At 45.1% G+C, this 26,838-nt stretch carries 22 protein-coding genes; 13 read left to right on the top strand and 9 right to left on the bottom strand.

Going from position 1 to position 26,838, the window contains the following annotated elements; genetic code table 11:
* Positions 1–3: 3 nt before the first annotated feature.
* Both ACL934_RS14605 and ACL934_RS14600 read right to left on the bottom strand, forming a co-directional pair.
* Complete coding sequence (locus ACL934_RS14605; RefSeq protein WP_374074640.1) at positions 4–393, bottom strand: hypothetical protein; 390 nt, start codon at positions 391–393, stop codon at positions 4–6.
* Positions 394–400: 7 nt separating this feature from the next.
* A complete protein-coding gene (locus ACL934_RS14600) occupies positions 401–3,532 on the bottom strand; it encodes an efflux RND transporter permease subunit (RefSeq protein WP_374074638.1) in 3,132 nt (1,043 codons plus the stop codon).
* Positions 3,533–3,838: 306 nt separating this feature from the next.
* Between ACL934_RS14600 and ACL934_RS14595 the strand changes: the two genes are divergently transcribed.
* A complete protein-coding gene (locus ACL934_RS14595) occupies positions 3,839–6,625 on the top strand; it encodes a Hint domain-containing protein (protein ID WP_374074636.1) in 2,787 nt (928 codons plus the stop codon).
* A gap of 1 nt (position 6,626) precedes the next feature.
* The gene (locus tag ACL934_RS14590; RefSeq protein ID WP_374074634.1) at positions 6,627–7,364 is read left to right on the top strand and encodes a hypothetical protein; all 738 of its coding nucleotides are present in this window, start codon (positions 6,627–6,629) and stop codon (positions 7,362–7,364) included.
* Position 7,365: 1 nt separating this feature from the next.
* Here the strand turns inward: ACL934_RS14590 and ACL934_RS14585 are convergent, their stop codons facing one another.
* The 3 genes from ACL934_RS14585 to ACL934_RS14575 all read right to left on the bottom strand — a co-directional run bounded on the left by ACL934_RS14585 (position 7,366) and on the right by ACL934_RS14575 (position 9,780).
* Positions 7,366–7,668, bottom strand: a complete 303-nt coding sequence (locus tag ACL934_RS14585; RefSeq protein ID WP_374074632.1) for a KH domain-containing protein — start codon at positions 7,666–7,668, stop codon at positions 7,366–7,368.
* 112 nt (positions 7,669–7,780) lie between these two features.
* Entirely contained in the window at positions 7,781–8,962 is a 1,182-nt protein-coding gene (locus ACL934_RS14580) for a hypothetical protein (protein WP_374074631.1), read from the bottom strand.
* Complete coding sequence (locus tag ACL934_RS14575) at positions 8,959–9,780, bottom strand: TIGR02147 family protein (RefSeq protein ID WP_374074629.1); 822 nt, start codon at positions 9,778–9,780, stop codon at positions 8,959–8,961. The genes ACL934_RS14580 and ACL934_RS14575 overlap by 4 nt, the downstream gene beginning before the upstream one ends.
* 215 nt (positions 9,781–9,995) lie before the next feature.
* Here ACL934_RS14575 and ACL934_RS14570 point away from each other — a divergent pair, with 215 nt between their 5' ends.
* The gene (locus ACL934_RS14570; RefSeq protein ID WP_374074626.1) at positions 9,996–12,641 is read left to right on the top strand and encodes a hypothetical protein; all 2,646 of its coding nucleotides are present in this window, start codon (positions 9,996–9,998) and stop codon (positions 12,639–12,641) included.
* Between the two features lie 38 nt (positions 12,642–12,679).
* Here the strand turns inward: ACL934_RS14570 and ACL934_RS14565 are convergent, their stop codons facing one another.
* Positions 12,680–13,183: a hypothetical protein gene (locus ACL934_RS14565; protein WP_374074624.1), complete on the bottom strand. Its 504-nt coding sequence runs from the start codon at positions 13,181–13,183 to the stop codon at positions 12,680–12,682.
* 345 nt (positions 13,184–13,528) lie between these two features.
* Here ACL934_RS14565 and ACL934_RS14560 point away from each other — a divergent pair, with 345 nt between their 5' ends.
* A complete protein-coding gene (locus ACL934_RS14560; protein WP_374074622.1) occupies positions 13,529–14,209 on the top strand; it encodes a hypothetical protein in 681 nt (226 codons plus the stop codon).
* Here ACL934_RS14560 and ACL934_RS14555 read toward each other — a convergent pair.
* Entirely contained in the window at positions 14,204–14,809 is a 606-nt protein-coding gene (locus tag ACL934_RS14555) for a hypothetical protein (RefSeq protein ID WP_374074621.1), read from the bottom strand. The two genes, ACL934_RS14560 and ACL934_RS14555, sit on opposite strands and share 6 nt — an antisense overlap.
* Positions 14,806–15,567 (bottom strand): TIGR02147 family protein, encoded by a 762-nt coding sequence (locus tag ACL934_RS14550; protein ID WP_374074620.1) that lies wholly within the window; start codon positions 15,565–15,567, stop codon positions 14,806–14,808. The genes ACL934_RS14555 and ACL934_RS14550 overlap by 4 nt, the downstream gene beginning before the upstream one ends.
* A 247-nt stretch (positions 15,568–15,814) precedes the next feature.
* Between ACL934_RS14550 and ACL934_RS14545 the strand changes: the two genes are divergently transcribed.
* Genes ACL934_RS14545 through ACL934_RS14535 form a run of 3 tightly spaced genes read left to right on the top strand, consistent with a single transcriptional unit; the run spans position 15,815 to position 18,002 of the window.
* On the top strand, positions 15,815–17,374 hold the full coding sequence (locus ACL934_RS14545) for a L,D-transpeptidase family protein (protein WP_374074619.1): 1,560 nt from the start codon (positions 15,815–15,817) through the stop codon (positions 17,372–17,374).
* Between the two features lie 2 nt (positions 17,375–17,376).
* The gene (locus tag ACL934_RS14540; protein ID WP_374074617.1) at positions 17,377–17,673 is read left to right on the top strand and encodes a hypothetical protein; all 297 of its coding nucleotides are present in this window, start codon (positions 17,377–17,379) and stop codon (positions 17,671–17,673) included.
* Positions 17,670–18,002: a hypothetical protein gene (locus ACL934_RS14535; RefSeq protein WP_374074616.1), complete on the top strand. Its 333-nt coding sequence runs from the start codon at positions 17,670–17,672 to the stop codon at positions 18,000–18,002. The genes ACL934_RS14540 and ACL934_RS14535 overlap by 4 nt, the downstream gene beginning before the upstream one ends.
* Positions 18,003–18,038: 36 nt before the next feature.
* Here the strand turns inward: ACL934_RS14535 and ACL934_RS14530 are convergent, their stop codons facing one another.
* Positions 18,039–18,827: a hypothetical protein gene (locus ACL934_RS14530; RefSeq protein ID WP_374074614.1), complete on the bottom strand. Its 789-nt coding sequence runs from the start codon at positions 18,825–18,827 to the stop codon at positions 18,039–18,041.
* A 269-nt stretch (positions 18,828–19,096) separates the two neighbouring features.
* Between ACL934_RS14530 and ACL934_RS14525 the strand changes: the two genes are divergently transcribed.
* The 6 genes from ACL934_RS14525 (at position 19,097) to ACL934_RS14500 (ending at position 26,810) form a co-directional block, all read left to right on the top strand.
* The gene (locus ACL934_RS14525; RefSeq protein ID WP_374074612.1) at positions 19,097–19,843 is read left to right on the top strand and encodes a hypothetical protein; all 747 of its coding nucleotides are present in this window, start codon (positions 19,097–19,099) and stop codon (positions 19,841–19,843) included.
* A gap of 126 nt (positions 19,844–19,969) precedes the next feature.
* Positions 19,970–20,905 (top strand): hypothetical protein, encoded by a 936-nt coding sequence (locus tag ACL934_RS14520; protein ID WP_374074610.1) that lies wholly within the window; start codon positions 19,970–19,972, stop codon positions 20,903–20,905.
* Between the two features lie 75 nt (positions 20,906–20,980).
* Entirely contained in the window at positions 20,981–21,751 is a 771-nt protein-coding gene (locus ACL934_RS14515) for a DUF4423 domain-containing protein (protein ID WP_374074608.1), read from the top strand.
* Entirely contained in the window at positions 21,741–22,805 is a 1,065-nt protein-coding gene (locus ACL934_RS14510; RefSeq protein WP_374074607.1) for a hypothetical protein, read from the top strand. Before ACL934_RS14515 ends, ACL934_RS14510 begins: the two co-directional genes overlap by 11 nt.
* Before the next feature lie 79 nt (positions 22,806–22,884).
* The gene (locus ACL934_RS14505) at positions 22,885–23,154 is read left to right on the top strand and encodes a KH domain-containing protein (RefSeq protein WP_374074605.1); all 270 of its coding nucleotides are present in this window, start codon (positions 22,885–22,887) and stop codon (positions 23,152–23,154) included.
* A gap of 86 nt (positions 23,155–23,240) precedes the next feature.
* On the top strand, positions 23,241–26,810 hold the full coding sequence (locus ACL934_RS14500) for a tail fiber domain-containing protein (protein WP_413612517.1): 3,570 nt from the start codon (positions 23,241–23,243) through the stop codon (positions 26,808–26,810).
* The last annotated feature ends 28 nt before the right edge of the window (positions 26,811–26,838 follow it).

The raw sequence follows: 26,838 nt of genomic DNA, 5'->3' as shown, positions 1-26,838 counted from the left end.
GTACTATTTTTCAACTTGAAATTTGAAAGTGTCTTTTTTGCCGGCACTTTCTGTAATTACATTCACTTCAAGACGGTAAGCATTTTTGAAATCCACTTGAGTCACAAAAGCACCGTCTTTGTTTTCAAGCTTAAGCGCTTCGGCTTTTCCTTTAGGAGCTTTCGCCGTCGCAGAGACTTTAACTTGCGCCGCTGGAAGATCTTTGCCTTCGTGGGAAACAGGATAAATTTTAAGCTCAGTGCCTGAAACCATGTATTCCAAATTGATTTCTTTTCCAGAAAGGGCCGTACCGCCGTGAAGAGCTTTGATCACTCCTGGAGTTTCATGGCCTTCGTGGGCGAAAGCGGGTTGAAGAAAAAGGACGGTGCTAAGAGCAAGTAATACGTTTTTCATAAGTCTCCTAATGCTGTGTTGGTTGTAGTTCAATTTCTTTAGCTTTTATATTCTGTTCCGCAGACTTCCTACCAAAATGATAGAATACCGTTGGAGTTACAAACATGTCCAGAAGTGTGGAGCTGATAAGACCGCCCACGATCACGACCGCCACCGGATGCAGGATTTCTTTTCCTGGATCTCCTTTGGCTAAAACCAGAGGCAAAAGACCTAAGATAGCTGTGAGTGCTGTCATCAAAACAGGAACGAGTCTTTCCAAGGAGCCGCGAATCACCATGTCTTTGCTGAATTGCTCGCCTTCGTATTTCATCAAATGCAGATAGTGGGAGATCATCATAATTCCGTTACGGCTTGCGATACCGCAAAGAGTGATAAAGGCCACCATTGTCGCAATTGAGAAAGAGCGGTCCGTCAAGAAGATCGCCACCAAGCTTCCGATCAGGGCCATCGGGATATTCAGCATGATTTGCACAGCAATAAATGAAGATTTAAAGTGCGCGTATAAAACGACAAAGATCGCAATTAAAGACAGAATGCCTAACAAAAGAATCAAACGGCTTGCTGAGCGTTGGCTTTCAAATTGACCGCCGTATTGGACGAAGTATCCTTCGGGAACTTGCACATTGTCTTGGATGCGCTTTTGAATTTCTAACACCAAGCCATCCAGATCTCGACCGGAAGAGTTGGCGGAAACAACAATGCGTCTTTGCGCGTTTTCCCGGCTGACTTGATTCGGTCCCTGGGACTCGTAGACGTCAGCGATTTTCTCCAGCGTGATTTTTGTGCCATCGGGCATGATCTTTAACGTCGTTTTTTTAATCAGATCCAGGTTGGCTCGCGAGTGGTCATCAAATCGCATGTACACGTTAAATGTTCTTTGCTGCTCTAAAATCTGGCTGATGACTTCGCCGTTGAGAGCTTTTTCCAAAGTTTCAGAAAGATCTCCCAAGACGATGCCATATTTTCCGGCTTCTTCTCTCAAAAGTTGAATCTTCACCTGAGGAATCAGAACTTGTTGTTCCACCTGCAAGTCCACAAGGCCCGGAGTTCCGTCCAGGGCTTTATAGATCTCTGCCGCTTTGGCGCGAAGAATATTGAGATCACTACCAAAAACTTTCACAGCGATTTGCGCTCGAACACCCGAAAGAAGATGATCCAGACGATGGGAAATCGGCTGGCCGATATTGATATAAACCCCAGGAACCTGTTTCAATTTTTCGCGCATGTCTTGCAGAACAATTTCGCGGGGACGACCCGACTCTTTAAAGTCCACGTCGATTTCAGAAGAATGAACACCTTCCGCGTGCTCATCGAGTTCCGCACGTCCTGTACGACGGGCCACGGATTTAATTTCGGGAACAGAGAGTAAAATCTTTTCGATCTCTAGTCCCAGTTTATTGGATTCTTCCAAAGAAATCCCCGGTTGTGCCAGAGCACTGATCGTCGCCGTGCCTTCGTTGAACTTTGGCAAAAAGTCACGGCCCATAAATGGGATTAAAACCAGAGATGCCGCAAATAAAATCAAAGCGCCGCAGATTACGGTCTTGTGGTGATCCAGCGATTTCATCAGGATTTTGCGGTCCCACGTTTTAAGAGTTTTAACGAGTTTTCCATCCTCATGTTCGATCAGTTTATCTTTCGTCAAAAGCAGAGAGCACAAGACGGGGGTGATCGTGAGAGACACGAAAAGAGAAGCGATCAGGGAAATAATGTAAGCGACCCCAAGTGGAATAAAAAGACGCCCCTCGATGCCGCTCATGTAGAAAAGCGGAAGGAAAACCAGAACCACAATGATCGTCGCAAAAACGATGGAGTTACGAACTTCTGAGGACGCATTATAAACCACCTGCAAGACAGGCAGTGGGTTTTTGAGATTTTTATTTTCTCTAAGACGACGGAAAACATTTTCCACATCGACAATGGCATCATCGACAAGTTCACCGATGGCAACGGCCAATCCACCCAGCGTCATCGTGTTGACGGAAAGACCGAAGTAGTGAAATACGATAGCGGTGACGAGTAATGACAATGGAATCGCCGTCAAAGTAATGGCGGTTGTACGGACATTTAGTAAGAACAGGAATAAGACGATGAAAACGAGAATAGTTCCGTCGCGCAAAGCCTCTTTCACGTTATCCGTGGCCGCTTCAATAAAATGAGACTGCTTAAAAAGATCTTTGGTCAGAGTCGCTCCCGGAGGAAGAGCTTTTTCAAGGTCTTGAAGAGCCAAGTCCACCGTTTTGGTCAGTTCAATCGTGTTGGCACCGGGTTGTTTTTGAATGCTTAAAATAACCGCGGGTTGTCCGTTAACGCTGCCATCGCCGCGTTTGATTTGGGCGCCAAGTTTTACTTCGGCGATGTCTTTAACGAAGACGGGCTTTCCTAAATGCAGTCCGACAACGGTGTTTTCAATATCTTCCTCTGAACGAATCGTTCCGATGTTGCGGATAAGGAATTCTTTTTTATCGATGTCAATGTAACCGCCTGTGGTGTTAAGGCTGATTTTAGAAAGAGCTTTTTCAATATCCTCAAGAGGGAGTTGAGCTTTTTGAATTTTTTCAGCAGAAAGAAGAATCTGATACTGTTTCACGCCTCCCCCGATGGAGATCACTTGCGCCACGCCAGGGATTGCCAACAGTCGGGGGCGAATCGTCCAATCTGCATAAGTGCGAAGATCCAAAGGGCTGACTTTGCCATCCGCCGAGGAAAGACCGATGAGTTGAATTTCTCCCATAATGGAAGCAATGGGTCCCATCACCGGAGTCACACCTTGAGGAAGTTTTTCTTTGGCTAACTGCAGTTTCTCTGCAACGAGCTGACGATTTCTGTAAATATCGGTATCCCATCCAAACTCGACATAAATTACGGAAAGACCAATACCGGTAGTGGAGCGAACTCTTTCAACCCCCGGAAGGCCGTTTAAGACGGTTTCTAGGGGAAGGGTAACGAGTGTTTCCACTTCTTCCGGAGCCATCCCTGGCGCTTCGGTCATGATATTGACCGTGGGACGATTTAAATCGGGGAAGACATCTACTGGCATTTGACTCACGGTGAAGAGTCCATAGGCGGTGATCAGAACGCCCAGAGCGATAACAAAAAGGCGATGTGTGAGAGAAAAACGTATGATTCGATCTAACATGAAAAGGCTCCTCTGCCGTGACTGCCTCTAATAAGAGGCAAAAGCCCTCTTTGTGACAAGGATTTTGCGAATTTGACTGATTTTTTTAAAAAAGAGAGCGGAATCTCAAACGCTGTGCCAGGACTTCAAATCACGCTCGGAGATGAATAAACTTTAGACAAAAAAATAAACATATTTTGAGAGTCTTTGAAAGCGTCAAATCTTTAGAGAGGTGCGTAGGTCATGATGATCCAATGCGGCCAAAAAAGTTGAGACTCTGCGGAGATATTTGCAATCCTAGTATTAATTACCACACAGGAGTCGCCCATGAACACAAGGATTCTGTTAGTCGCATTAGGGTTATGTGCACTGTCAGCCGGTTGTCAAAAAGCTCCGGAGACAAGTGCTGATGTAGAACTTTCTAATTCGACTTCAGCAGTCAGCTGCAAACCGGGTTCTCAAAAAATCAGTTCGGATTCTTTGCAAATTCAAGGTGAGTCCGTAGGCCAAAAAGGCGAGGCTATCAGTTATAAACTGAATGAGCAGCTTTCTTGCGACAGCTCACAACAGGTTGTTTGGAAGACTGTGGGTGGAAGCACGCAGGTCGCTCCAAGTGTGACGTCAGTTTTCAAAAAGGCCGGTACCTATATAGTGACGGCGCAAGTTGAAGACACTTCCGTCTCTGCTTCGGGTGTTTCCGCAAAAGCAACGGCTGAGGCGACAACTCAAGAAGTTTCATTTAAAACCGTCGTGGTGGGCGAAGAGATTGTCTTAATTGCTCCGCAAGTGGGTACGGTAGGAAAACCTCTTAGCTTTGATATCGGTGTACCTAGTCAGATCACTCTTCTTGAAGCGTACTGGACTTTCGGGGATGGAACTCCATCTCAATATAGTAACGATCCTATCCAGCACACCTATACAGCCGCTGGAACATATCAATTAAAAGTCGTGGTTGTGGGAAATCCGGGTGGGGAGAAAATGCTCACTCAGTCCATCGTTATTTCTGAACCAGAAGACGAAGTGGTGTGCAGTGCTGCCGCTGCGATCTCGGGTCCTTCAGAATTAAAAGTCGGTGCTGCCGGAACTTTGTCTGTTTATATGCCTCAATGTCTTGCGGATCAGGTGGGGGCGATCCGTTGGGACTTCGGTGACAATAGTTCAGCTTCAGGTCAAACAGTTCAACATTCTTATGCGGCTAAAGGTGCTTACGTCGTCACGGCCGTTCTTTATAAAGGGGACTCCTCACAAGTTCTCTTCACTTTGAAACACAACATCAATGTCACAGAGGCGGCGGTTGATCCAGAACCAGAGCCAACACCAAATCCAACTCCAGAACCTCTTGCGTGCTCAGTCAAAGATCAAACCAGAGAATCTCAAGGGGAGTTGTACTCTGAAACATTGACATGCGGTTTGAATGGAACAAAAGAAGTTTCTTACAGAGACCGTATCAAAGAACAATGCCAAATGATTGGCGAAACATTGAAGTGGGTTGAAATTTCTAGAACTAAAGAAGTCACGAACGAAGGTTCATGCCAAGGCCAGTCTTGCACATTGCCTGATGGAAGCGTGTTGCCTCATGGTGGATCTAAAGTTCTTTATTCGACTCAAACTCCTGCAGGTTCGTGCGCAAGTGTGAGCCAAGAAAGAGTTTGTAACAACGGAGTTCTTTCAGGTTCAGATGTCTTTAATCAGTTCACTTGCCATAACGGTTGCGGAGACTTCGGTTCTCACGGAACTGTGAAAACAGGAGTTGTAACTGGTGAGGTGAAAGTGCCATTGACTTGTTCTTTCGGTGAAGAAGGTTTCTTTGATATCTTCACGCAAGTTTCAGATCAGGCTTGTACAGATGGCCAGATCGTGACTTCAAATACTCGTCAAGGTTCTATTAAAACTCCGGGTTCATGCCCTACATACAAGTATGTTCCTACTGAAAACTTCACAGCTTGTACTGCAGATTGCGGAGGAAAACAAAGCCGTATCTTCATCTGTGTTGACGACAAAGGAACCCAAGTCAGCAATGACCGTTGTAAAGACAGTGTTTATCCGGTGGAAGAACGTCTTTGTGATGCAAATCCGGACGCTGTTCGCAGACAAGAGTCATCAACAACAACAGAAGAGGCCAACAGTTCGCAACTTTGTCCTGCAAATCAAATCGGTGTGATCGTAAATACTCGTGAAGTGACAACTGTGAAAACTTACGCTTGTATCGATCACCAGGTGCAGTTTGAAGGTCAAGATGTGCAATACGGTCCTTGGGTGGCGCAAAGCTACTGTAAAGACTACGTGGCCCACAGATGTTCACATGACAGCTTGAGCAATACAGATGCACAAGGTCGTTATGATTGGATGGTGAAGTGTCAAAATGAACTTCCAGTCATCAAAGAATTCTTGGTGCAGTTTGAAGATTTGAAAGTGAGAAAAGGTTCCACTTCAGTGGCGTTGGATTCAAAAGGTCAGCACTTGTATCCAAGCTTCATGGACCGCGCATTCAAACCAGAAAAACCTTGGATTGCGCCAAAAAATAAAAATGCAGCTTGTAAAATGCCTGCAACAGCTTACGTCGCAACAGTGTGTGTTTCATCGTGCGCAACACCAGAGCAGTTGATCTTGGCTGAAGAAGCGGCAAACCAAAAAATGAAATACGTCTCGTTCATTGAGGCTTTCACTAATAATTACGGCTTCGTAGCATCACTGCAAAGTGCTCAATCCATGGGAAGTAAAGCCGTGCAAAAAACCAAAGTCGATCAATGGGTATCTGAAATGGTGGATACAGAACACGACATCTTGGTTTTCAAAATGAAATCAGGTCGTGAATTGAAAGTCACTCCAAACCATCCGATCGTGGCTTCCAATGGCTTTATGAAATTGGCAGCAGAGTTTAAAGTTGGTGATGACCTTGTCCTTGTAGGTGGTGTGCTTGATCCGATCGTATCCATCAAGCCGATCAAATATTTCGGTAAGGTTTACAACGTATTCGTGAAGTCCACAGCCATCCACCACAATATCCTTGTTCTCAATGGATATCTGAATGGATCAGCGTACTTCCAAAATGCGGGTGCTATCGAATTGAACCGTGCATTGTTCAGAAAAACTCTGACTCAAGGAGCTTTCTAAGATGAAGCATCTTAAAGCGGCCATCAGTTTGGGAGTTTTGGGTGTAGGAGGAGTCATGATGATCATGACTTCCTCTGACTACAAGCCCGGCCTTGAAAAGAATGAAATTAAAAATCCAACGGTGATGACAGGAACCCTTCCTAAGAGGGTTCCTGTATTGCCGACAATGGATGCGCGAGATGAAATGATTCAGGATGTGACTAGTGTTGATGCCGATGAGACATCGAAAGTCGTTGAATCTTCTTCTTCAGAGGTTTGGAATAATTTTGTTCATAAGTCCGAATTGCAAGAGTATCAAAGACTGCACTCTAAAATCTTTCCGTCTGAAGGGGAGAAGGCCTTCCGTAAAGAACTTGTCGCAAATGAAAGAGTCTTAAGATCCCTTCAAGATCTTTTGCAAACTCCTGCGATAGATGATTCGGCAACGCAAATGCAGAATGCTGCTTTGGATTTACTTTTTGAAGCTTTGCAAAACGATCCCAATGGACCTGCGGCCCAGGTTCTTAAAGCCGCTGTTAGTAATCCGATGGTGGAAGACACTTCCTTGAGTCTTGAAACCCGAAAATCTTTGGCAGGGGTTAAAGCCGAAATTCTCTTTAACATGTCGTCAATGCATCCCGAAACAAGCCAAGAACTAGAGCGTTTGTTGCCAGGGCCCGTAAGCCAGCATCTGTGGAGTAACGTCAAAGCCCAGCAACAAAGCAATTTAGCAGAATCTTCTTTGGAAAAGTCCAAATAATTCAGTCGGCTTCCGTGAGGGGCCGTTTATGAAACTGCTCTTCATTCTTTAAAGTCACAATGGCGCGAAAACCGTGCACACTAGCCATACTCAGAGCAATCGTGCGTAGAGCGGTGATCATACGACCGCTGGAGCCGATTATACGTCCATAGTCAGATTGAATGGTTTCAATTTCATAAAGTGTCGTTCGTTCTTTGATTGAAAAAGTAATCGAAGTTTCATCGGGCGAAAGCACGATGTTACGAATTATCAGCTCTAAAATCAGACGAACTGATTCCCGTGAGCTTTCATCTTTCAAGGACATTGGAGAGCCTCCTGTCCCTGATTCAAGCGCAACTTATTACATGAGGGAAGCTGTTGCCCTCACAAAGTGTGGCAACAGTCGGGAAACGGGTACAATTTGTATCTGCGCTGTTCTATGGAGTTTTAATTCTTGAGTGAATTAGTTGGGCCGCGTAAAGATTTTGGTGGTCGAGGCTGTATTCCAAAAGAGTCTGACCTGTTTTATAAGAGCGATAATTTCTAATTTCTTCCGTCGACATCGCATCTAGCAGCATTTTAATAACCGGTTCGTCGAATAGATAAACTGTTTTTCCCGAAGCATCCATGTGAGAGTCAATCACGCGATAAATGGCGACTTCAATGGAACTCATATAGAAACTGTCTTTGGGATTGGCAATGACATAGGCCGTAACACGCGCCGTAGGAGAAATCCACGTCAAAAGAGAGCGAATCGTCTCTAGATAGTAGTTGGGATCTAAGTCGGATTTCAAAGCATTCAGGGCTTGTGCTCGTTTGGCGATAGCAAAAGCCAAAGGATTTTTAGATTCTTCGAACTGAGGAGGCGCTTGAGTTTCCCTTTGCAGTTTTATCAAATAGTCAATGGCGTATTTGCAGTTGGCCGTTGCCGCGATGAAAGAAAGAGGCGTTTTCGTTAGTGTTGGATCACTCCAGTCAAAATTCCAGCGTTCCATATTTTTGAAAAACGTAAGGTCGCATTTCTTAACGCTGTTTTCAATGAGAACACCAAATTTTTCTGGTTCTAGAATAGTTGGATAGACAGTTAAGAAGTACCAAACTTTCTGCGAGAAATAGTAATTATAGTCGGGGACTCCGACCAAGCTGAGGAACTCGTGAATCATTAATTGTCTTTTTTGAGTATCTGTTTGTGTATTCCACTTTCCCTTTGAAATTAGCAGTTTTTTGGGCGTGGATTTTGGATCGTTGATCGCAATCTTCTCAGTGCCGCCTAAAAATAAGGAAGCTTCAGTAAACTCGATCACGAGATTTAAATTCATCATCTGTTCAGAGATTTTTACAGCTTGAGTTGTTTCAAATAATTGTCTTATCTCATCCAAAGACAACTGGATAAGGGTGAGACGAGTCAGCGTCAGAAGATTGACGACGTCAAACTCTGTGGAGTCACCGCCGAAACCTTCTTTCCACGTATCAATAGGAGGCTTGGCTTCGCCGGCCTTCTTATCGAACCTTTTTTTAGAAAAATCTAAATGAACTTTTTCAGGAAAGTACGCAGGCCCCCCATGGGCTGAGAGCGAAAAGATCAGAAATAGTGAAAGCAGAGTCAAAAAATACTTCATTTTGCTTCCTCATTATTTTTTGTAAGTGGGAAAAAAGAAACCGACAACTGATAGACGGCGTCCTTAGAGCTGGATTCTTCCTGTAAAAGAGTCGCAAAGGCGCGTTGAAATGTGACGATGTTTTGTTTGGCCTTGGCAATTTGGTCGCGGCTGACTGCCATTGTCATGGACGATTGAAGACGTTCTTCTACAGGAACTGTTTCAAGAGCATTCACGGCAAGTTGCAGAATCTGTTTTTGCAAATGGCGAAGGGCCTGGGCAGTGAACTCCGGTGTCCCGTTCGTTGCATGTTCACTGTTGTCGATCCATTGGCCCTGTTCATTTTTTATCAAGAGATTCAGGCGAAACAGGCGCTCGATGGCCGCTTCCGTTTGTTCCTCGGAAATTTCCAACTGTTGCTGAATCCATGTAACATTTGGTTTAAAATCTTTCGTCCGTGTGAGTTCAAGAATGGCATAGTGATACCAGTCCGACATCACGTGGAATTGATCTAAAGACAGATTTAGAAGGTCCACCTGTTTTTCAACTCTCTTCATCCATTCGTCGCGGGCGCTGATTTCGCGGATAAGGGTTTCTTTGCGGCGCAGATATTCAACAGTTTGTTGTGGAAGACTTAAGACACCTGCAAAGTGTTCAAATTTTTCTTCACTGATGGAGATTTGACCGTTCAGAATTTTAGAAAGATGAGAGGGATTGATATTGAGAGCCCGCGCAAATGCTCTGAGGGAATAGCGAGGATTTGTTTTGCAGCGTCTTCCAAGCTCTTGATGCAAAAGTTCTTTCATCGAAGCAGGAAACTCTTTTGCGTGAACGTTCATAAATAGTGTTCCTTTTTTTGGTGGACGCATTATACCAGAATCCAGACAGTCAGTCGTAAAATCCGGGGATTTAGTGTTTAAAAGGTCTTGAAACAGCAGAAGTGGCGAAAGTTTAGTCATCCGTTTCTGGCTGTATGATACAGAATTGATTTTAAATCCCTCGCCTTGCGAAAACTTTACTCCGAAAAGATATGTAAGGAAGAGTTGGAGGGGACGTGTTTTGTAATCAACTTCTTAAAATCACCTTGATGTATATGGTCTTTGCGCTTCTGGGTTGTGGAATAGAAGCGACGTTGATGTCTGAAAAAGGCGCGACCTTAGCTGTGCAAAAAGTCGATAACTCGGGAGTCATTAACGACACCAACCAGAACTCTTTTTTAATGCAGGGAATATGTAAAGACATCTCAGAGATCGTCATATCTACGGACTCTTTTAGCGTGAATACACCATGTATAGACAACGCCTGGAGTATCAATTTAGACCTTTCCGCCCTCTCGGGGCAGACCATCACAGTTCAATTGGTAGGGGTTAGCAAAGAGGGTGTCAAAGACGCGAGCACCTCTGTAAAATTGACAAAAAAATTGTCTTGCACCTTCGACAGTCAAATAATTCCTGATGGACAAAGTGTCGTGGCTTATACGAGTGCGACGGTTTTGGCAGGAGACACTTGTGCAAGTGTTTCAGAGTCACGTCTTTGTTCTAACGGAGTTCTTTCGGGTTCCGCATCGTTTTCTAGCTGTTCTGCTGGTGCGGATAGCGCAGCACTCGTTACCGTCGAAGAGTTTGAAGAGCGAGTGAGTGAAACGGTCGGAGCAAAATCTTTTACTCTAAAACTTTCCGAAGCAAAACCTTATGCTGTCAGTGTTAACTACTATGTTTCGGGCGATTATGTTTATATGCTCGATGCGGATTTAAATCCTGCGGGCTCCGTGACTTTTGCTCCCAACGAGACGGCAAAAACCTTGAGCTTTCAGGTTCTCAACAATGGAGTTGGACAAATCGAACGTCTGATACAGCTCAACCTTGTTGGTACGAATCGTCCGATGGTGAGTTTGGGTGAACACTATCAGGCGCGTTTATTTTTACGCGATGATGATGGCGGATTTAATCCAAGTATTGATAAAGCCTTTGTGATTGGCTCGCAAATCACCTGCGCCTTGTGGATGGATGGCAGTCTTTTCTGCGCGGGAGCACAGTTTGGTTCGATGCCGGCAGAGGTTGACGGTGGTGTGAAGTATACAAAATTGGAAGACAGTCAGCAGGGAAATGGCGATAACCAGTCTTTCTGTGGACTCACGACAACAAAGAAAATCAAGTGCAATAATGGTTTAGACCAGGCGATGACGATTGTCGATGGCGCGACCAACTATCTGGATTTCGACTCAGAATACGGTCTTTGTGGAGTCACGGACACAAACGAACTGAAGTGTGAGGTCTCGGGTTCCATGCAAGTTGTCGATGCTGGGGTTTCTTATAAAAAAGTTGTAAAGTCTTATTCTAAGATTTGTGGTCTGACGACGGGAAATCTTCTTCGTTGCGCTTCGGTTTCATATGGTCCGCCGAGTGCTTTCGAGGACGTCGATGCAGGCGTTCAATATTCAGATCTTTCTAGCTCGGGACAAGGGGACACTTACGGTCTAAGTCCCACGGGAGAGTGGAAGCTCATTTGCGGTTACGGTGGATGTACTCCAACCATACTCGATGCCGGAAATACCTACACAGGCCTCCATCGCCAATGCGCGATCAAAGCTAATGGAAGTGCGAAGTGTGATAACTCCTCCGTTGAACTGAATTATAACTTCAAACATATTTACACCACAGGTTCCGGCGGAAACTATCAACGAGCATGTGGTGTGACGGTCACTGGAGAAATGCTTTGCTGGAATACCTCTGACTATTATTGGGGCGGTTGGAAAGGTGTGGATGTCATTGCTAGCAGCACGGTGCGAACCGAAATGCAGGGACTCACGAATGTAGCGAAAATTCGTCGCAATATTGGCGGAGCGACTTGTGCGATTCAAACCAGTGGTCAGGTGAAGTGTTTTGACGGCACTGTTCAAGGTTTTTATAGATCAACACCAGTAGATCAGATGGATTTGGCCAACCATAATATCAAGGACATCTTTAACATTTGGTATGTGATGAATTCGGATGGCTATGTTTTTTCGGGCATCATGGGCTCTTACGTGCAGACGGATACGGAAAAGTACACGGCCTTTAGTTCCGCAGGCGGGTGGAGTTATGAGTTCTGTGGTTTTACTCAAGACCAAAAAATTCGCTGTAAAAAAGGCGATGGAACTTTTGAATATCTATATTCAGGTGCTGCGATCAAAGATTATACAGGATCTGATTCTCAGGGTTGTTATCTGAGCCCTGCGGGAGTTCTGTCTTGTTGGGACAACTACTATAACTCTCTTCCGAATCCAACGGTCGTTGATAACACGGATACTTACACACAGATTTCGGGTCACTATCAAAGAGGCTGTGGAATTTCAGCGACCAGTGGTGAGATTAAGTGCTGGGACAACAATTGGAATTATGCAGCAGATCCTGTGGTGTTCACGGTTCAGGATCCGGGTGTTCAGTATGCCAAAGTTTTGGCTCCACAAAATGGTTATTGGGACAATGAAGTTTGTGGCATCACGACAAACGGAGTTTTAAAATGCGGAACTCGAAACGGAGCCTATACCATTGTTGATTCCGGAACTCTCTATTCGGAAATCGTCTCCGCTTCATGTGGAGTTACGACTGACGGTAAGTATCGTTGTTCAGGAGGCTATGCTGCCGGAGCGGTTTCTCTGAACTGGAAGCGTCCTGTCTTGATGAATAAGTGGTTTACGAACATCGTCGTTTCTCCTTAAAGAAAAAGCCCTGACCGAAATCAGGGCTTGTTTGCTTATTAGCGAGGAGACACTACAGGGCAAGTTGGGAAAGTAAATTTTTTCCAGAAACTTTGGTCGGCTTCACCATGGGTGATGATAACTTGAGTGTCGATAGTTTGCGGTACAGTCACCAAACGTGTTCCGAACTCCACGCATTCATGAGATTGTTCTCCGCCGCCTCTAAGTTCCAAACACTCCGGTTGTTCGTAAGTACGAGGCACCGCCACGATTTTTGTTTCATAGCGTGCGCAAACCCATTCTGTGTACGGACCGCCACCTTCGCCACCGGGATTGTTAACGGTTCTTGGTACCAACTCCACACATTCGCGAGTGGGATAGATGGCTCTCACTTCTGTGTCCGTCATGCAGGCATTTTCAAGTTTAATGCCATTGATTGCGTACCCGTGTGTCACAACAGCGTTGCGATCCGCGAAGATTTGTTCCCAAGAGCTGTTGGCGTGAACAGCGTAAGCGCTCGTAGAAACCAAAAGCGTTGCAAGAGTGAATAATACCTTTTTCATAAGAACTCCTTACCGTAGCGGTGTGGTTATTGTTTGTTCGCGTGATGAGCAAGTGCTCGTCAACACATGCGCCAAGCTACAAAGAAACCCACGGAACGGTCTAAATACAAAATTGTAATTGCGAACTGACATGGAAAATGGGCATTTTGATCTGCAATTACACAAAAAATGCAGAATTATGACCATTTCGTTCTTGTAGGGAACGATTGCAAAAAAGATGCGCTCGGTGAGAACGAAGCAACTGTTCGAGCAAATTGCACGAACATGTCTGAGCCCAGGATATCATCGGCCTTGTTGACCCTTTACATCGGCTCGCTAAGCTGAATTGATAAGTGGGAGGAAAAAATGCTTGCGACACTTGCATCGTTACTTTTGTTTTTCGGAAACGCCAATGCGGCGGCACCATCTTCATGCTCAACAGTTAAAGAAACTAAGATGGGAACGTATTTGCAACGAACCTGGTATGAAAGCTCTGGGATCTGTGTGGTTTCAGTCTCGCCAGAAAATGCCTATGTGAACCTCATCTACCGTGACTACGCTTTATCTACGGACGGCATGTTCATGGTTTTCAATCTGTATGGAAGTGAAGGGGATTTTGGCGTGCGTGACTTCTTCATGTTTCCTCGCACCACCAACGTCGTCACTTATCAGTGGAAAGAAGACACCAAGGAGCTTCTGATCACCCATGCAACAGGGGATGTGTTTACGTTTGATGCCACTCAAGCAAAGCTTAAGAGCATTTCCGGAGCGACCATCAAGGTCACAGATGAGGTCACGCGCAACAATCGCGGTGGTGTGGAAATTAAAAGCTACAGCGGACTTTTATTGGATACGGGATTTACTGTTAATAAAGATCCCACGGAAAGCCGAGACACAAACTCGACCATTAAAAAGTCGTCCGCCACTTGCTCGATCAAAAATAGAAATCTATTTCAATACATGAGTGACGGCGACATCGTATTTAAATACAGAAATGACAAAGACTTCTTTTCGTATTTAAGATCGGTGTGTCCAGGACTTCTATAAGGCTTTGATAAGATCAATAAACTCTTTTCGATCCGTAGTGATATCAAGAGAGTGGATCTTTGTATTCACACTACGAACATAACTTGAATTTGAATCCGGATTTTCTTCCAAAAGGTCGCGATAAACGAGTTCATGAAGAACCAACGCGGCCTTTTGATCTTCGCTCAGATGGTGCCACACAGAGGGGTTGATCCAATACTCTTGCACGCCGAAACGAGTTTCATTGACTTGAACAACGCCAACTCTGATACGGCAGTTTGTTCCTGGCAAATCAATGTGCCCCTGATCGTTAGGACCGTATTGATCTAAAGCCGATACCCACTTGATCTGACTTTTCCATTGAGAAAGCCAAGTCAGATACTTTTTCTCTTTTGCAGGATTCACCATTCCGATGCGTGCAATAAGATCTTTTGATTTTGCCAAATAAGTACGAGAAGGAGCGTAGCGAATTTGAATATTCTGAGCTTCGGCCTCGGCAATTTCCAGGGCTTTAATAGGACTATTCAAGCATTGAACTGTGTATCCGCCGTTTCTGACGACGTATTGAGCATACGAGGGAGCCGCGCTCAACAAACTCAAAAGAAGTACGTAGATTTTCATGGGTTGTCCTTGTTTACTGTCGCAGGAATAAGTTGAATGCCCAATGTGTAAAGTTCAGTACGTTCTCCTTGAGCGAGCTTCGTATAAACTTTTTTCCAGCATTTTTCGATTTCTCGTTTGGCCATTGGAAGATTTCTAGGGTTGATGGCCATAGTCATATAGACCATCTCACGCTTATTTAAAGGGACTTCCGGGAAGATATCTCGGGTCGTCGTCAAAGCGTCTTTATGGAAACGTTGGATGTCGAAGTTGGGGATCTCGCTTTCCGTAGAAAGACTGCGAAGGCTTTTAGAAAGCAAACCCTCGGAGTTGGAATCGACGATGCCGAGCTTAAGAAGTTTGCTGACGATGGCCTCCGTCTGTTCCAAAGGAATGCCCGTTTTTTCAGAGATCGTGACCAGGTCAATTCCGTCAATAGACAAATCCATCGCTGCCAAAGTTAAAAAGAATTCGGAGGTAGAGATTTCAGAAAACTCCGATTTATTGAGAACTCTTTCGATGGATTGAGTCGCCTTTTTTCTTTGCTTTTCTGAATCAAAGTAACGGTAGGCCATGTCGATGTCGGACTGGGTTAAACGAAGGGCTCCAATCAGTTTTTCTAAGTTATTTTTAGATAAGGCCCGCTTGCCAGTCAGAATTTCCGAAAGATGTCCCGGAGAAATCGTGGATTTAAGAGCCAAAGCTCGCAAAGAAAAGCGCGGGTTGGAAACCTTAATAGCTTCGAACTTAGATAGAATAAATTGATTCAAAGTCTTCATATATTGGGGGGACTTTAGTAGCACCATCGGCGGATGTACAATGTTAAACTTCAGTCCAAAATCGATAGCGCGACGCTCCTAGCCAGCAAAGTGTTCGATCAAAAAGCGAGAACATTGAGTGGTGGTTTAATGTCACCGCTGACAGGGGAATTGAGTAAATAATTCCCACTTGTGATGCCATTTCCTGCTGTGGCGACGCTGACTCTGGCAGGCTTATTGAATAACGAGTTCTCCGGTGAGGTGAACTATGTATAAACACGGAGTTCTTGCGATCTTGGCCCTGACAGTTTCTTTGGGAACTGTAACACCTCGGGCGCAAGCACAGACTTCCAGCTCTGTAAAAGCGAATGCAGATGTGCAGGAGTATTTGAATGCACTCGATACACTGCAAATATCCTCAGTGCGGGATTCTTTGATGAGTCTTTGGAGTCATGGCTTAAATCCCAGCGTTTATTGGACGGCTGATTTCGAGCGCGCTTACAGCGAAGGAACTCTCGAAAATTCCACGACACGTCGTGAAGTTTTAAATGCTTATTATAAAGCGCTTAGAGATGTTGCCATCGGCGGCACGACGCCACAGAACATTGCTTCGGATATCAAAATCAAACGCAAAGAATTTTTCTCCGTAGAACAAATGCGTTCTTTGGTGTTGGCAAGTGGCGGCAGAGCGGACTTGGTCTTAGAACAAGTGGCTCCGCAAGTGCCTCTTTATCGTTCTTTAAGAGAAGCTCTGCAAAGACTTTATCCGTTGTTATTGAAGGGCGGTTGGGATCGCATAAGCCCCGTTAACAAAGAATTGTCGATGGGTGTTCGTCATCCGGTTATTGTAAAACTCAAAGGGCGACTGCAAGTTTTGGGATATAAGATTTCAGTCGTGGATGATGTTTTTGACCAGGATATGCTGGCGGCGATCAACGATGTGCAAACAAATTTGCGTATGAAAGCCGACGGAAAAATTTCTCCAAAGGGTCGCACTTGGGGCTTCTTCTGGGTGTTTTGCGGAGAGCGAGTTCGCCAGATTCAAGCGGATATGGAGAAAATTCGCTGGTTGCCACAACAGTTGGAAGACCGGCATATTTTCGTCAACACGGCTTTTGCCCATTTTGTTTTAACCGACAAAGCCCAGGGCAAAGTGATGAGCTTTAAAGCCATCAATGGAACGTCAGAAAGAAAAACACCGACGATGAGAGACAAGGTGACTTATCTTGTTCTAAATCCCACGTGGACAGTGCCTCCCACGGTTTTCTTGAATGACAAAGTTGAAATTATTAAAAACTTAGACAGCAATGGCATCCGCAAGTATTTTGCGGATAATAATTTCGAAGTCTATACATCCGATTTTTCCCGAAAAATTGATCCTACGACAATTAATTGGAGAGGCATCAGTTCTTCAAACGTGAATTTCTATATCAGACAGAAACCAAATTATATGAATGCATTGGGTGTTGTTAAGTTTATGATGACAAACCCTTATGCCATTTATTTGCACGACACCAATCAAAGGGAACTTTTCAGTGAGGCTCAACGTCTACGCAGCTCGGGCTGTGTGCGCTTAGAAAAGCCCTTGGATTTGGCTGAATACCTCTTGGAAGGCACAAGCTGGTCACGGACTCAGATTGAGAGTTTTACAGTGAAGCCTTCTCAGGTCGTGGAGCAGGAAACGGTTGTGAACTTAAAAAATCCAATTCCGGTATATTTAATACCTGTAACTTCGCAAATGAACTCGGATGGTGTAATTCGTTTTGTCGAAGATGCATATGGACACAATCAGCTTATTTTAAATCAGATTAGAGGATTAGGAAGGTAGTTATGATGAAATTCTTTTTTGCCTGGATGATTTGTTTGTCTTCTCTAGTAGTTGCTTCTCCCGTTATGGCGGCTCCTGCCGTGACCCAAGTTTACGTCAATGGCGTTGTTGAGCACGTTGAAGCGATGGAAAATGAAGCCATGGTCAAACTTGCAGGTGTGCAACAGCTTCTTATTATTAAAAATCTAATGGGCTTCCCAGAAAATAAGATTGAAGCCTTGATGAATAGCCGTGACCAACAAGTGACGATTAAGCTTAAAGTGAATAATAAAAATCAAATCGTGGATGTCATCCTATGAAACCCGCAGGAATTCTTCTCACTGCGGCGATTGGTTTGGGGAGCTTTTCGGCCAATGCCGCCGAACTTCACTGTGTTGCTCAGGATGGCTCTTTGCAGGTGTCCCTTCTGCGCGATGGCGGAGAAGAAACTTTAGACGTAAAAGTCCCTGGAAAAGTCACGGAAACTTTTTTGGTTCTTAAGAGTGATCCTGAACAGATTGTTGCCGTCGAAGATGAAGATCTCAAAGGAAGTCCTACAAATAGAGGCGTGGTTCTTTTATTGAATGTCTATGGCAAAAGCTATTTGGCATTTAACGGAGATCTTGTCGCTTTAAATTGTTCTAAGTAGAAGGGGCGGAGAGATCCGCCCTTGTCGTCGTTCTTCTTACATGTCGTAAGCAGAATCTGTTTTTACATCCATTGCCTGAAGAGCTTCTAAAATATTTCTATCGTTGAATTTTGCTTGTCTTACATTAAGTTTGCTTTCATCAAAGCACGGTGTGTAAGTGCTGATAGCTTTCGAAATTCTTGGAACTCTTTGCGAAGCCGCTTTAGGTCTTAAAACATCCCAATAAGATTTATTGCTGAAAAGGTTTTTATCGCGACGAAGCTGATCGTTGATCATAGAGAGCGCGCAGCGGAATGTGCCTTCCGCCGTTTTTCCATCGCCATTTTTGCAACCTTTTGAATAGACGCCTTCTTTTCCGACGTGAAGTTGCAAAAGACCAATAAGACTGCCATTGGGACCTTTTGCCGTTTCAGTTTTGTCGCAAGTGCTTTCATAGTGAGACATCGCATTGATAACCAGAACCCAGAAATTCGCTTTGTCCGTGGGTTTCATTTCATCATAGGTAGGGCAGAGGCGATGAATGTCTTGAGCCCCGTTATTGAGATGAGTGAACTCATTGTTCATATAAACGTCGCGAATGCTGTTCGCCCATTGCCCGAGCTTGGCGTCGTCAACGAAGCTCTCGCACTTCTTACCCCAATCCAGTTTGCTATTGATCTGTTCAATATTAGTGGCTACGAAGCTGATATTATTTTTCATTCGCGGACCGTTGGCTGTTTGCACAATGCATGTCTCGCAATGAGATGCTTCCGTTGTTGCGTTACTCGCGAAGGCTTGAAACGGCAAGATCGTGAATGCTAGGGCGGCTAAGATGGCTTGTCTCATAATAATATTTTCCTCTCTTCGTAGTTCAAGTAATCAACATCTGAAAACATTTTTTGGCATCGGCCCCAGTTACGTACGTTCTGTTTTCGTCTGAAGGTTACATGAAATAAGTGATGCGCAATTGGTGCCAAAGCTCCAAGGATTCTGGAATTTGTGTTCGATAAATTTATAAAAACACTCAGCAATTCCGCAGGGTGTAGGGATCACATTTTTTGTCAGAGTTGTGCAGAGCTTAGTCAAATAGAGCCTCCAAAGGAGTTGGCATAGGCTTGCATGTTAAAACCACGATGGTGAATCGTTTGGTGTTATCTTTAATTTTATTCTTCATGACTCTCAGCTCTTTTGCGAGTTCGGGAAGCATTGATGAGGCCCGCATACAATCTATGTTGGGGCTTTCTTCATCTTACAAACAAGATGGACCCAACTGTTTTGCATCGGTTTTTTTCGCCAAAGGCCTTATTAATGACGCTTCCTACGTGGGCTCTGATTTCACAGAGTCTCTGCTCGCCAGTCCTTTTTGCCGACTTCTGACTTCTGCTAAAGAGTTGGAGTCCGGAGATCTGGTTTTTCTAGGTAACAAGTCCGATAAGTTAGGGCAGTGGACTCACGCGATTCTTTTTCTGGGAGCCGATAAGGTTTTTGCAAAAATGGGTTTTATGAAAGATGATCCGACACAGATCGTTTCTCTCCTTGAGAATGTGAAGTGGTATGTGTCCCAAGACTCCTCTTTAAGGCCATCTTACTTTCGTTGTGACACTGAGGCGTTTCACAGTTCAATCGAGCAGTCTGATTTGGCTATGACCTGGAAGACTCTTTTAATCCTTCGAAAAAAGATATTTGCCGAGACTCTTCGCGAGGCTAAAGAAAATCATGAAATGGTTTTGGAAGATTTAAAGGCCTTAGAAGAAACGGTTCTTAGGTCTCAAGCACCTGCGCATGTGCGAAAAAGTGTTTCCGCCCTTATCAGCAATACCCGCGAACAACTGCACATGATCGACGTATTTATCGTGTACTAATTCGATACCGTTGTGTCGGTCAATGCTCTCTAGAAGAGATCAAAAAAATCAATTCCAAGTCTTGGAAACCCAGCTTCTTACTTGAGAAGGCCTCATTTCAGTCCGATCTTGAACATGGGGGAACTCATGAAGCGGCCTGGAAACGATGGATTTATGATCATACAAGCTTTGATGGCGGCTATGCTGCTTGGAATCTTGGGGTTGGCGTTTGCAGGGTTAGTGAAAGACATGTGGATTGAGAGTCAGACCCTGCAAAGTAAAAGTAACGAACTTTCTTTAGCTCAAGCGGTTCGTCAGCAGCTTTCAACGCCCAGTCTTTGCAATGCTTCGTTTGATGTCGGCAACAGAAGTTTTAATCCGGCGGCCTCGTCGCGCAATATCAGTGTGCGCCTCAACCCTACGGTTGCCGGAAGTGCGGTGACCCAAGGGGCGACTCTGCAAAATTGGAGTCTCACGGTTTTGTCGATGTCTCTTGAAAACATCTCCGTGGCTGTGAGCTCCTTCGCCGGAGAGACCTTGTATGTCGGGGACATGGCCTTGCAGGTCCAGGCGACTAATGGACGCAAAAATTCCTATAAAGAAAAAACCCTGGGAAAATTATTTTTAAAAGTCGCTGATGCGACAAATACCATCACGGGTTGCTTCGTCGGAGAAAACGGTGCTGGAATCGCAAGTACGGCTTGCGCAAGTCTTGGGGGTACATTTAACTCGACGACTTCGGTCTGTGATATGTCGAGCTTAAAGCAACGTTTACTTGCTTCCGTCGGCCAATGTCCGTCGGGAGAAACGACAACGGGCTTTGATTCCCAAGGAAAAATGCTGTGCGGTGTTCCTGTGAGTGCACCTTCAAACTATCAATGCAGAGGCAGCGCAAGATTGGGATGCACTGATTTCTCGGCGAGTATGTATGACAGCTACCCACTGAACGCAAATTGTTGTCCTTCTGGTAAGGTTAGGTGTGAAAAAGTTGGAGGCGCTCACAAGTCGGGAAGTTGTGGACCCCATGGAGATAGATCTGAAGTGTATCAAGACTACATTTGTACATGCAAAGGCGTGCAATAGCTCTCGTCTCTAAGCGATCAGAATATATTGGCGACTCTTGACCCTGAGAATCTGTCGATGGGAGCATGATTTCCTATGGCACATTGGCAGGATGACTTCTTAAATCTTTTGCGTGAATACTATCAAAATCAAAAAAGAAAAAATCCTCGCTACTCGATGCGAGCTTTGGCAAAACATCTCGATATCGCCCCAGGTCCGACCTCTGCTCTTATCAAAGGCTCCAAAGTTTGGAATATTTCTGAAGAATGGGCCGTTGGTGTTCTTGCAAAAATGAACCTTAAGCCGACTCAGCGTAAAAGAATTTTGGCCCGCATGGGAGTCAAGTCATCCGGAGTTGAGATTAAAACAATTCAAGATCTTTCGGGACTGGCGATCGATCATTGGGCTTATTGGCCTGTGCTGTGTTGTTATGATGTTCCTGCCTTGGCAAATTCAGAAAATAAAATAGCACAAAAGCTGGGCGTGAGTGACGTTGAAATCAAGATGATTGTTCAAGATCTTTTGCGCCGCCGTTTCTTGTTCCAAGAGGCCGATGGCACGATCAAGAGGCCTGTCGAATACCTAGCGACTACGGATGATATATCAAGCGAAACGATACGTCTGCTTCACAAGTCGAATTTGGATCTGGCAAAAAAGGCTTTGGAGCGAGTGCCGGTTCTGCAGCGTGAGTTTCAAACTGTCACGGTGGCGGGAAGTTCAGAAGCCATTCAAGAGATAAAAAAAGAGATCCGGGATTTTACCGACAAGTTGGCCCACATTCTTAATCGAGACCAGGGAAACGACCATGTCTTCCGTTTGTCAGTGCAATTGTTTCCCGTAGATCTAGGAGAAGTCGATGTTCATTAAATCTGTTTTTACCTTAACGCTTTTGATGTCTCTTTCTGCCATGGCTTATGTGCGGATCGGAAACGGCGGGGAAGGTGTTTTAGAAAACGGGCAGATTTATGTTCGCGATCTCTATGAACAAAAATCCCACTTAAACCCGTGGTTCGGAACAAATAGCGCGGCCTCCTTGCGCGAAGCCTGGAACAGAACGAATTTAGAAAAGTATTTTTCAGAGGAGCGAAGTCTTGTCATTCGCAAACTAACGGACATTGAGAACATTTATCCAGGATTGGGTTTTGCGACTTTAGAGGCTCTTGATAAATACAGTTATCTTTTCGTGGATCAATTGGAATTGCTAGAAAACGACAGCCCTTCCGTTCCGGATTCGAAACGAGTGCAAATTGCCATTCGCCGTTACAAGACGGTTTACATGTCCACCGCCGCTTGGACAAAGATGAGCCCTGAATCTAAAGCGGCTTTACTGGTCCATGAAGGAATCTATGGTTTGGGGAGATTGACTTGCAAGCAAAACGTTTGCGAACAAAAGTCACGGGAGGTTCGTCCTGTGGTGGGGCAGTTGTTTTTTTCTACAGTAGGAACTGAACTGCAAAAAATCATTCGCGAAGTTCTTGAAGTAAAATCTCTAGAAGGCTTGTGCACATTTCCTATGGCTCAGTTCAAATTCTCGGTCGTTTCTGAAGAGAATAGAAATAAGGTTTATCAGAGTTTTCAGTCTCAATATCAATCGTTCTCGGTGGACTTAAAAAATGACGTTCACAAACTCTGCCAGGTCGCTGAACAATATAAAAACGATAAAGTGGTTGCGATGTACGACAGTCAAATTTTTCTTCAAGCCTTAGGTGTCAATATTTATACAATGGATATCCAAGGTGATTTACAAACTCAGCAAGGATTTTTCACGAAGAAGTCGCAGAATTATGGACGTAAATTCGTTTCATTCTCCAGTGTTGATCATTGCGAGACAAGCATATTGCATTTGATCCTTCAATCTCTGGCAACTCAAAAAAAGATGGCAAAGATAGACCCCTCCATAGCATGTGCTCTTGGGCATTGATCACATTGAAGGCCAGCTTCTGTTGTAGCTATTGCTGAGATAAAAAAATGCCTTACACAATGGAGTTATGGAGGCTCCTGTGTCATTGGCTGTCGTTGAACAAAATGAAGTTAAAAATCGTCTGGCTGAAGTTCTAAAAAGCGTTATTCAAGAAATGACTTCTTGCGATCAGATCCACGTGATGTTTTCGAGTGGGGAGCAAACAACCATTTATCAAATTGTGGCTCCTGCCAGTGTTAGAGGTAAGGTCATTGGCATCCAAGGACGAAATATCTCCACATTGAGACGTCTCATTTATGCTATGGGAAAGAACCATGGCTTCAGGGCCATCATTGAGCTTGTTGTCTAAACTTGCTCTCTACAATAGATCAAAAAAGTGCACCGATTTGATCCTACTCCTTTAGGGGGCTTAAGATCTTTCCGATAAGTATTCAAATGAATAACTGGCACGTATCGGGAATAATTGTTTATTTGTTTTTCTATGCCTTTTCGGCTTATGCCGTTCCGGGCTCATTAACATATCAAGGTCGAATTAAGAATGCAGATGGGCTTCCCCTTGAAGTGAATGGGGTCAAGTTTGAGTTTGCCATCGTAAATCCCACAGGCAGTTGTATTCTCTATCGGGAGACCTCCGGCTCATTGGATATGCGTAACTCTGGCGGTGTTTTTGATGTTCCCATTGGACCGGGAACAAAGAACTATCCTGCGGATCCCGGTTTTAAGTTGTTGGATAGCTTTACAAACAGCACCACCTTTAATTGTGAAGGTGGCGGTACTTATACTCCTGTTACTGATGATAAGCGTCTTTTGCGTGTGCAATTTTATGATGGCACTGGATGGAAGTTAATCAGTCCGGATAGTGAGATCCGGTCCGTTCCTTTTGCGGGACACGCGAAGATAGCGCAGACTGCGAATTCTTTAGGAAGTAATGTTGCCAGTGATTTTGTTTTGAAATCAGCAGTTCCACTGTGCGCTGCTGGTCAATACCTGCGTCACATTGCGCCTGCGGGAACTTTTGAGTGTACGGCACCGTCGGTTGCGGGCGGGAATGTTACGGGAAACATCACGGGAAGCTCTGCGGGGTTCACGGGGAATTTAAGTGGTGATGTTTCGGGAACTCAAACAGCAACGAGTGTCGATAAAATAAAAGGTGTTGCCCTAGACATGACGGGCATCGCCTCTGGAAAAGTTCTTAAATACAATGGCACAAGTTGGGTTCCTGCGGATGATACTGGCACCGTCGGTGGAATCACGGCATTGAATGGAGATGTTTCTTCGACAGGAAATCCCACGGCCACGGTCACTTTGAATGATAGCATTGTGTCGTCTGCAAAAATCGTCGATGGCACGATTGTCGATGCCGATATTTCAAGTAGTGCTAGCATTGCGGACTCTAAACTCGCAACGATTTCAACAGCGGGAAAGGTTTCTGGAAATGCAATCACTTCGGGAACCATTGGAGGTTCCACGGCACTGAATACGACAGGCTCTGTCACTGCAAACAGCATGTCGACAGGAACGTTGGGTGTTAATAATTTGCAAATTTATAAAACCGGAAATGGCAACAAAGTTACAATCACGGTGCCTGCTTCGTTGTCGCCGGACTATTCATTGCAATTGCCATCAAGTGCGGGAACTTCGGGGCAAGTCTTGTCGACAGATGGCAGTGGAATTTTATCTTGGATAAACCCTGCCACGGGCTCAGTGACATCTGTGACGGCAACAGCACCATTGGCAAGCAGTGGAGGAGCCACTCCGGTAATTTCTTTAAACACGTCGGGTGTGCAAACAGGGCAAACTCTTGTGTATAACGGAACCCAGTGGGATGTGCAGTATTTTGGCATGGGCCAATTGCGCTCCACAGTCACGGGAACTTCACAAATTCCAGCGTCTTGCTCGACGGCAGATAAAACTCTCACTTGGAGTGCCATCACAGATTCATTTTCTTGTACGACAATTGCTATCGCCAACACGCAAGTCACGGGGCTCGGAACAGCTTCCACAAAAAACTTTGGCACGTCAGCGGGAAATTTAGTTGAACTGGATGGCTCTGCAAAAATTCCGGTTTCACTTCTTCCTCAAGGGGCGGGGGGGAGTCTTGTCGATGGAGGAAATTCAACAGGTGCTGCGATTTCTGTTGGAACAAATGATGCCAACGCTTTGTCTTTAGAAACCAATAATGCTGTTCGTATGACGATCAATTCGGCGGGGAATGTCGGGATAGGAACCACGAATCCAGGATCATTGCTCGAAGTATATAACAGCTCTACCGCGACGGTCACGGCAAAAACCAGCAACACTTTCCCCAATCAAACCTCCTTATTTATCGGAGCGGATTCAAACGGTGCCGTCTTCCAAGTTGGTACCACTACGGGCAATGTGCCGCTCAATATCACTCATATGTACAACCAGCCGATTGCATTCCGTCCGAATAACTTTGAAATGGCTCGCATCACGACAGCGGGTTTAGGTGTCGGCACGACAACTGTTACCAACATGCTGGATGTAAATGGTAGAGCAGCGATCGGGTCCTACGCGGGGACGGCTGCGCCATCCAACGGCTTAATCGTCAGCGGTAACGTTGGCATCGGAACCGCCAGCCCCGGCTCTCTTCTTGATGTCCGTGGTGAAACGAACATCAAAGTTTCCGGGCAAGCCCCGCTTGTGGTCATTCGTGACGATGCTAGTAACGGAAGCGACCCCATCCTCTCTCTGCGAAGAACTCGGTCGGATGCTACGGCCCCAAGCTCCTCGTTCGCGGGCGCCTTAGCGTTATGGCTGGAGGGTTTCACTAACAACACACTTGTCCGTGCGGGTTCCATTCAATGGGGTTGGGAAACTAACCAAACTGACGATACGACAAGCCGAGATTCCTACATTTCTTTCAAAACGCTTTCGAATAATTCGAATGAAGCAAGCTACGGCGACGAGCGGATGCGCATTACTTCCGAGGGTAACGTTGGTATCGGGACTACAGCTCCGCTCCACAAACTGTCCGTGAGTGGCGGGCTTTCCTTGTCTCCCACACCGATGACGGCAACAACAAATGCGGCAATGGCGACAAATGGCGGCGTCCGTATGGAAAATGATTCTGACTATGGGGGACTTACTTTTCTTGATTCGGGAGTAGATCGTAAGGACATGGTGTTATATTTCGGAGATAATACAAACGACAATCTTCGCATTATGGGAACCAGTAGCACGAACGGTCATGTTTTGGAAGATCGCATGATAATTACGAACGCAGGCAATGTCGGTATCGGCACAACCACTCCCGAAACTCCGTTAAATGTGGTGGAGACAACGGATATTACGAGTGCCACAGCCGGAGGTGCGATTCTCGTTCACACTGCGGCGACTCATCAACTGCGCATTGACTCAAATGAAATCCAGACGTCCCTTAATGGCGCGCCTTCCGCTCTGACCATCAATACTTTTGGCGGTTTGGTTCAGGTCGGAGGAATTTTTCAACCGACCACGGATAACAGCTTCACTCTCGGAGCCTCCACGAAACGCTGGTCGGCTGTGTACGCAACGAACGGAACGATTCAAACTTCCGATCGTCGTCTAAAAAAAGACATCCAGGATTTAAATTTGGGTCTTCGTTTTATTACTTCTCTTCGTCCTGTGAGTTTCAAGTGGCGTTCTGATGAACACTCTTCTGCGCAAACTCATTGGGGATTGATTGCTCAAGAACTGCACGAACAAGTGAATAAGGAAGGCGCTGACAACGTCGGAGTCGTTTCAAAGAATGACAGTGAGTATTACGGTGTTAATTATTCGGAGCTTGTCGGACCGTTGATCAACTCTGTGAAAGAATTAGATATCGCTTGTAAAATGAGTGAGCAGCAGAATCAAAATCTCAATGCGCAAGTAGCCCTCCAAGATCGTCGCCTTGCAAGCGTTGAAGGCGAAGTCATTTCCCTTAAGAAAGAAAATGCCGAATTAAAAAGCAGATTAGAAAAGCTTGAGAAGCTGCTCGAAAAACAATCTATTCAAAAATAGTTCACTCGGTCAGTTATAAGATTGACTG

The organism is Bdellovibrio sp. HCB-110 (genome assembly GCF_047323225.1).
In the GTDB taxonomy this organism is placed as follows: Bacteria; Bdellovibrionota; Bdellovibrionia; order Bdellovibrionales; family Bdellovibrionaceae; genus Bdellovibrio.
This window is presented reverse-complemented; position numbering and strand designations above follow the sequence as displayed.

Coding starts and splice junctions, on each gene's coding strand:
- ACL934_RS14530 (WP_374074614.1), bottom strand. CDS start 18,827: ATGAGACAAGCCATCTTAGCCGCCCTAGCATTCACGATCTTGCCGTTT.
- ACL934_RS14555 (WP_374074621.1), bottom strand. CDS start 14,809: ATGAAAATCTACGTACTTCTTTTGAGTTTGTTGAGCGCGGCTCCCTCG.
- ACL934_RS14535 (WP_374074616.1), top strand. CDS start 17,670: ATGAAACCCGCAGGAATTCTTCTCACTGCGGCGATTGGTTTGGGGAGC.
- ACL934_RS14600 (WP_374074638.1), bottom strand. CDS start 3,532: ATGTTAGATCGAATCATACGTTTTTCTCTCACACATCGCCTTTTTGTT.
- ACL934_RS14550 (WP_374074620.1), bottom strand. CDS start 15,567: ATGAAGACTTTGAATCAATTTATTCTATCTAAGTTCGAAGCTATTAAG.
- ACL934_RS14545 (WP_374074619.1), top strand. CDS start 15,815: ATGTATAAACACGGAGTTCTTGCGATCTTGGCCCTGACAGTTTCTTTG.
- ACL934_RS14540 (WP_374074617.1), top strand. CDS start 17,377: ATGATGAAATTCTTTTTTGCCTGGATGATTTGTTTGTCTTCTCTAGTA.
- ACL934_RS14585 (WP_374074632.1), bottom strand. CDS start 7,668: ATGTCCTTGAAAGATGAAAGCTCACGGGAATCAGTTCGTCTGATTTTA.
- ACL934_RS14575 (WP_374074629.1), bottom strand. CDS start 9,780: ATGAACGTTCACGCAAAAGAGTTTCCTGCTTCGATGAAAGAACTTTTG.
- ACL934_RS14500 (WP_413612517.1), top strand. CDS start 23,241: ATGAATAACTGGCACGTATCGGGAATAATTGTTTATTTGTTTTTCTAT.
- ACL934_RS14510 (WP_374074607.1), top strand. CDS start 21,741: ATGTTCATTAAATCTGTTTTTACCTTAACGCTTTTGATGTCTCTTTCT.
- ACL934_RS14605 (WP_374074640.1), bottom strand. CDS start 393: ATGAAAAACGTATTACTTGCTCTTAGCACCGTCCTTTTTCTTCAACCC.
- ACL934_RS14515 (WP_374074608.1), top strand. CDS start 20,981: ATGGCACATTGGCAGGATGACTTCTTAAATCTTTTGCGTGAATACTAT.
- ACL934_RS14560 (WP_374074622.1), top strand. CDS start 13,529: ATGCTTGCGACACTTGCATCGTTACTTTTGTTTTTCGGAAACGCCAAT.
- ACL934_RS14590 (WP_374074634.1), top strand. CDS start 6,627: ATGAAGCATCTTAAAGCGGCCATCAGTTTGGGAGTTTTGGGTGTAGGA.
- ACL934_RS14580 (WP_374074631.1), bottom strand. CDS start 8,962: ATGAAGTATTTTTTGACTCTGCTTTCACTATTTCTGATCTTTTCGCTC.
- ACL934_RS14565 (WP_374074624.1), bottom strand. CDS start 13,183: ATGAAAAAGGTATTATTCACTCTTGCAACGCTTTTGGTTTCTACGAGC.
- ACL934_RS14520 (WP_374074610.1), top strand. CDS start 19,970: ATGAAGCGGCCTGGAAACGATGGATTTATGATCATACAAGCTTTGATG.
- ACL934_RS14595 (WP_374074636.1), top strand. CDS start 3,839: ATGAACACAAGGATTCTGTTAGTCGCATTAGGGTTATGTGCACTGTCA.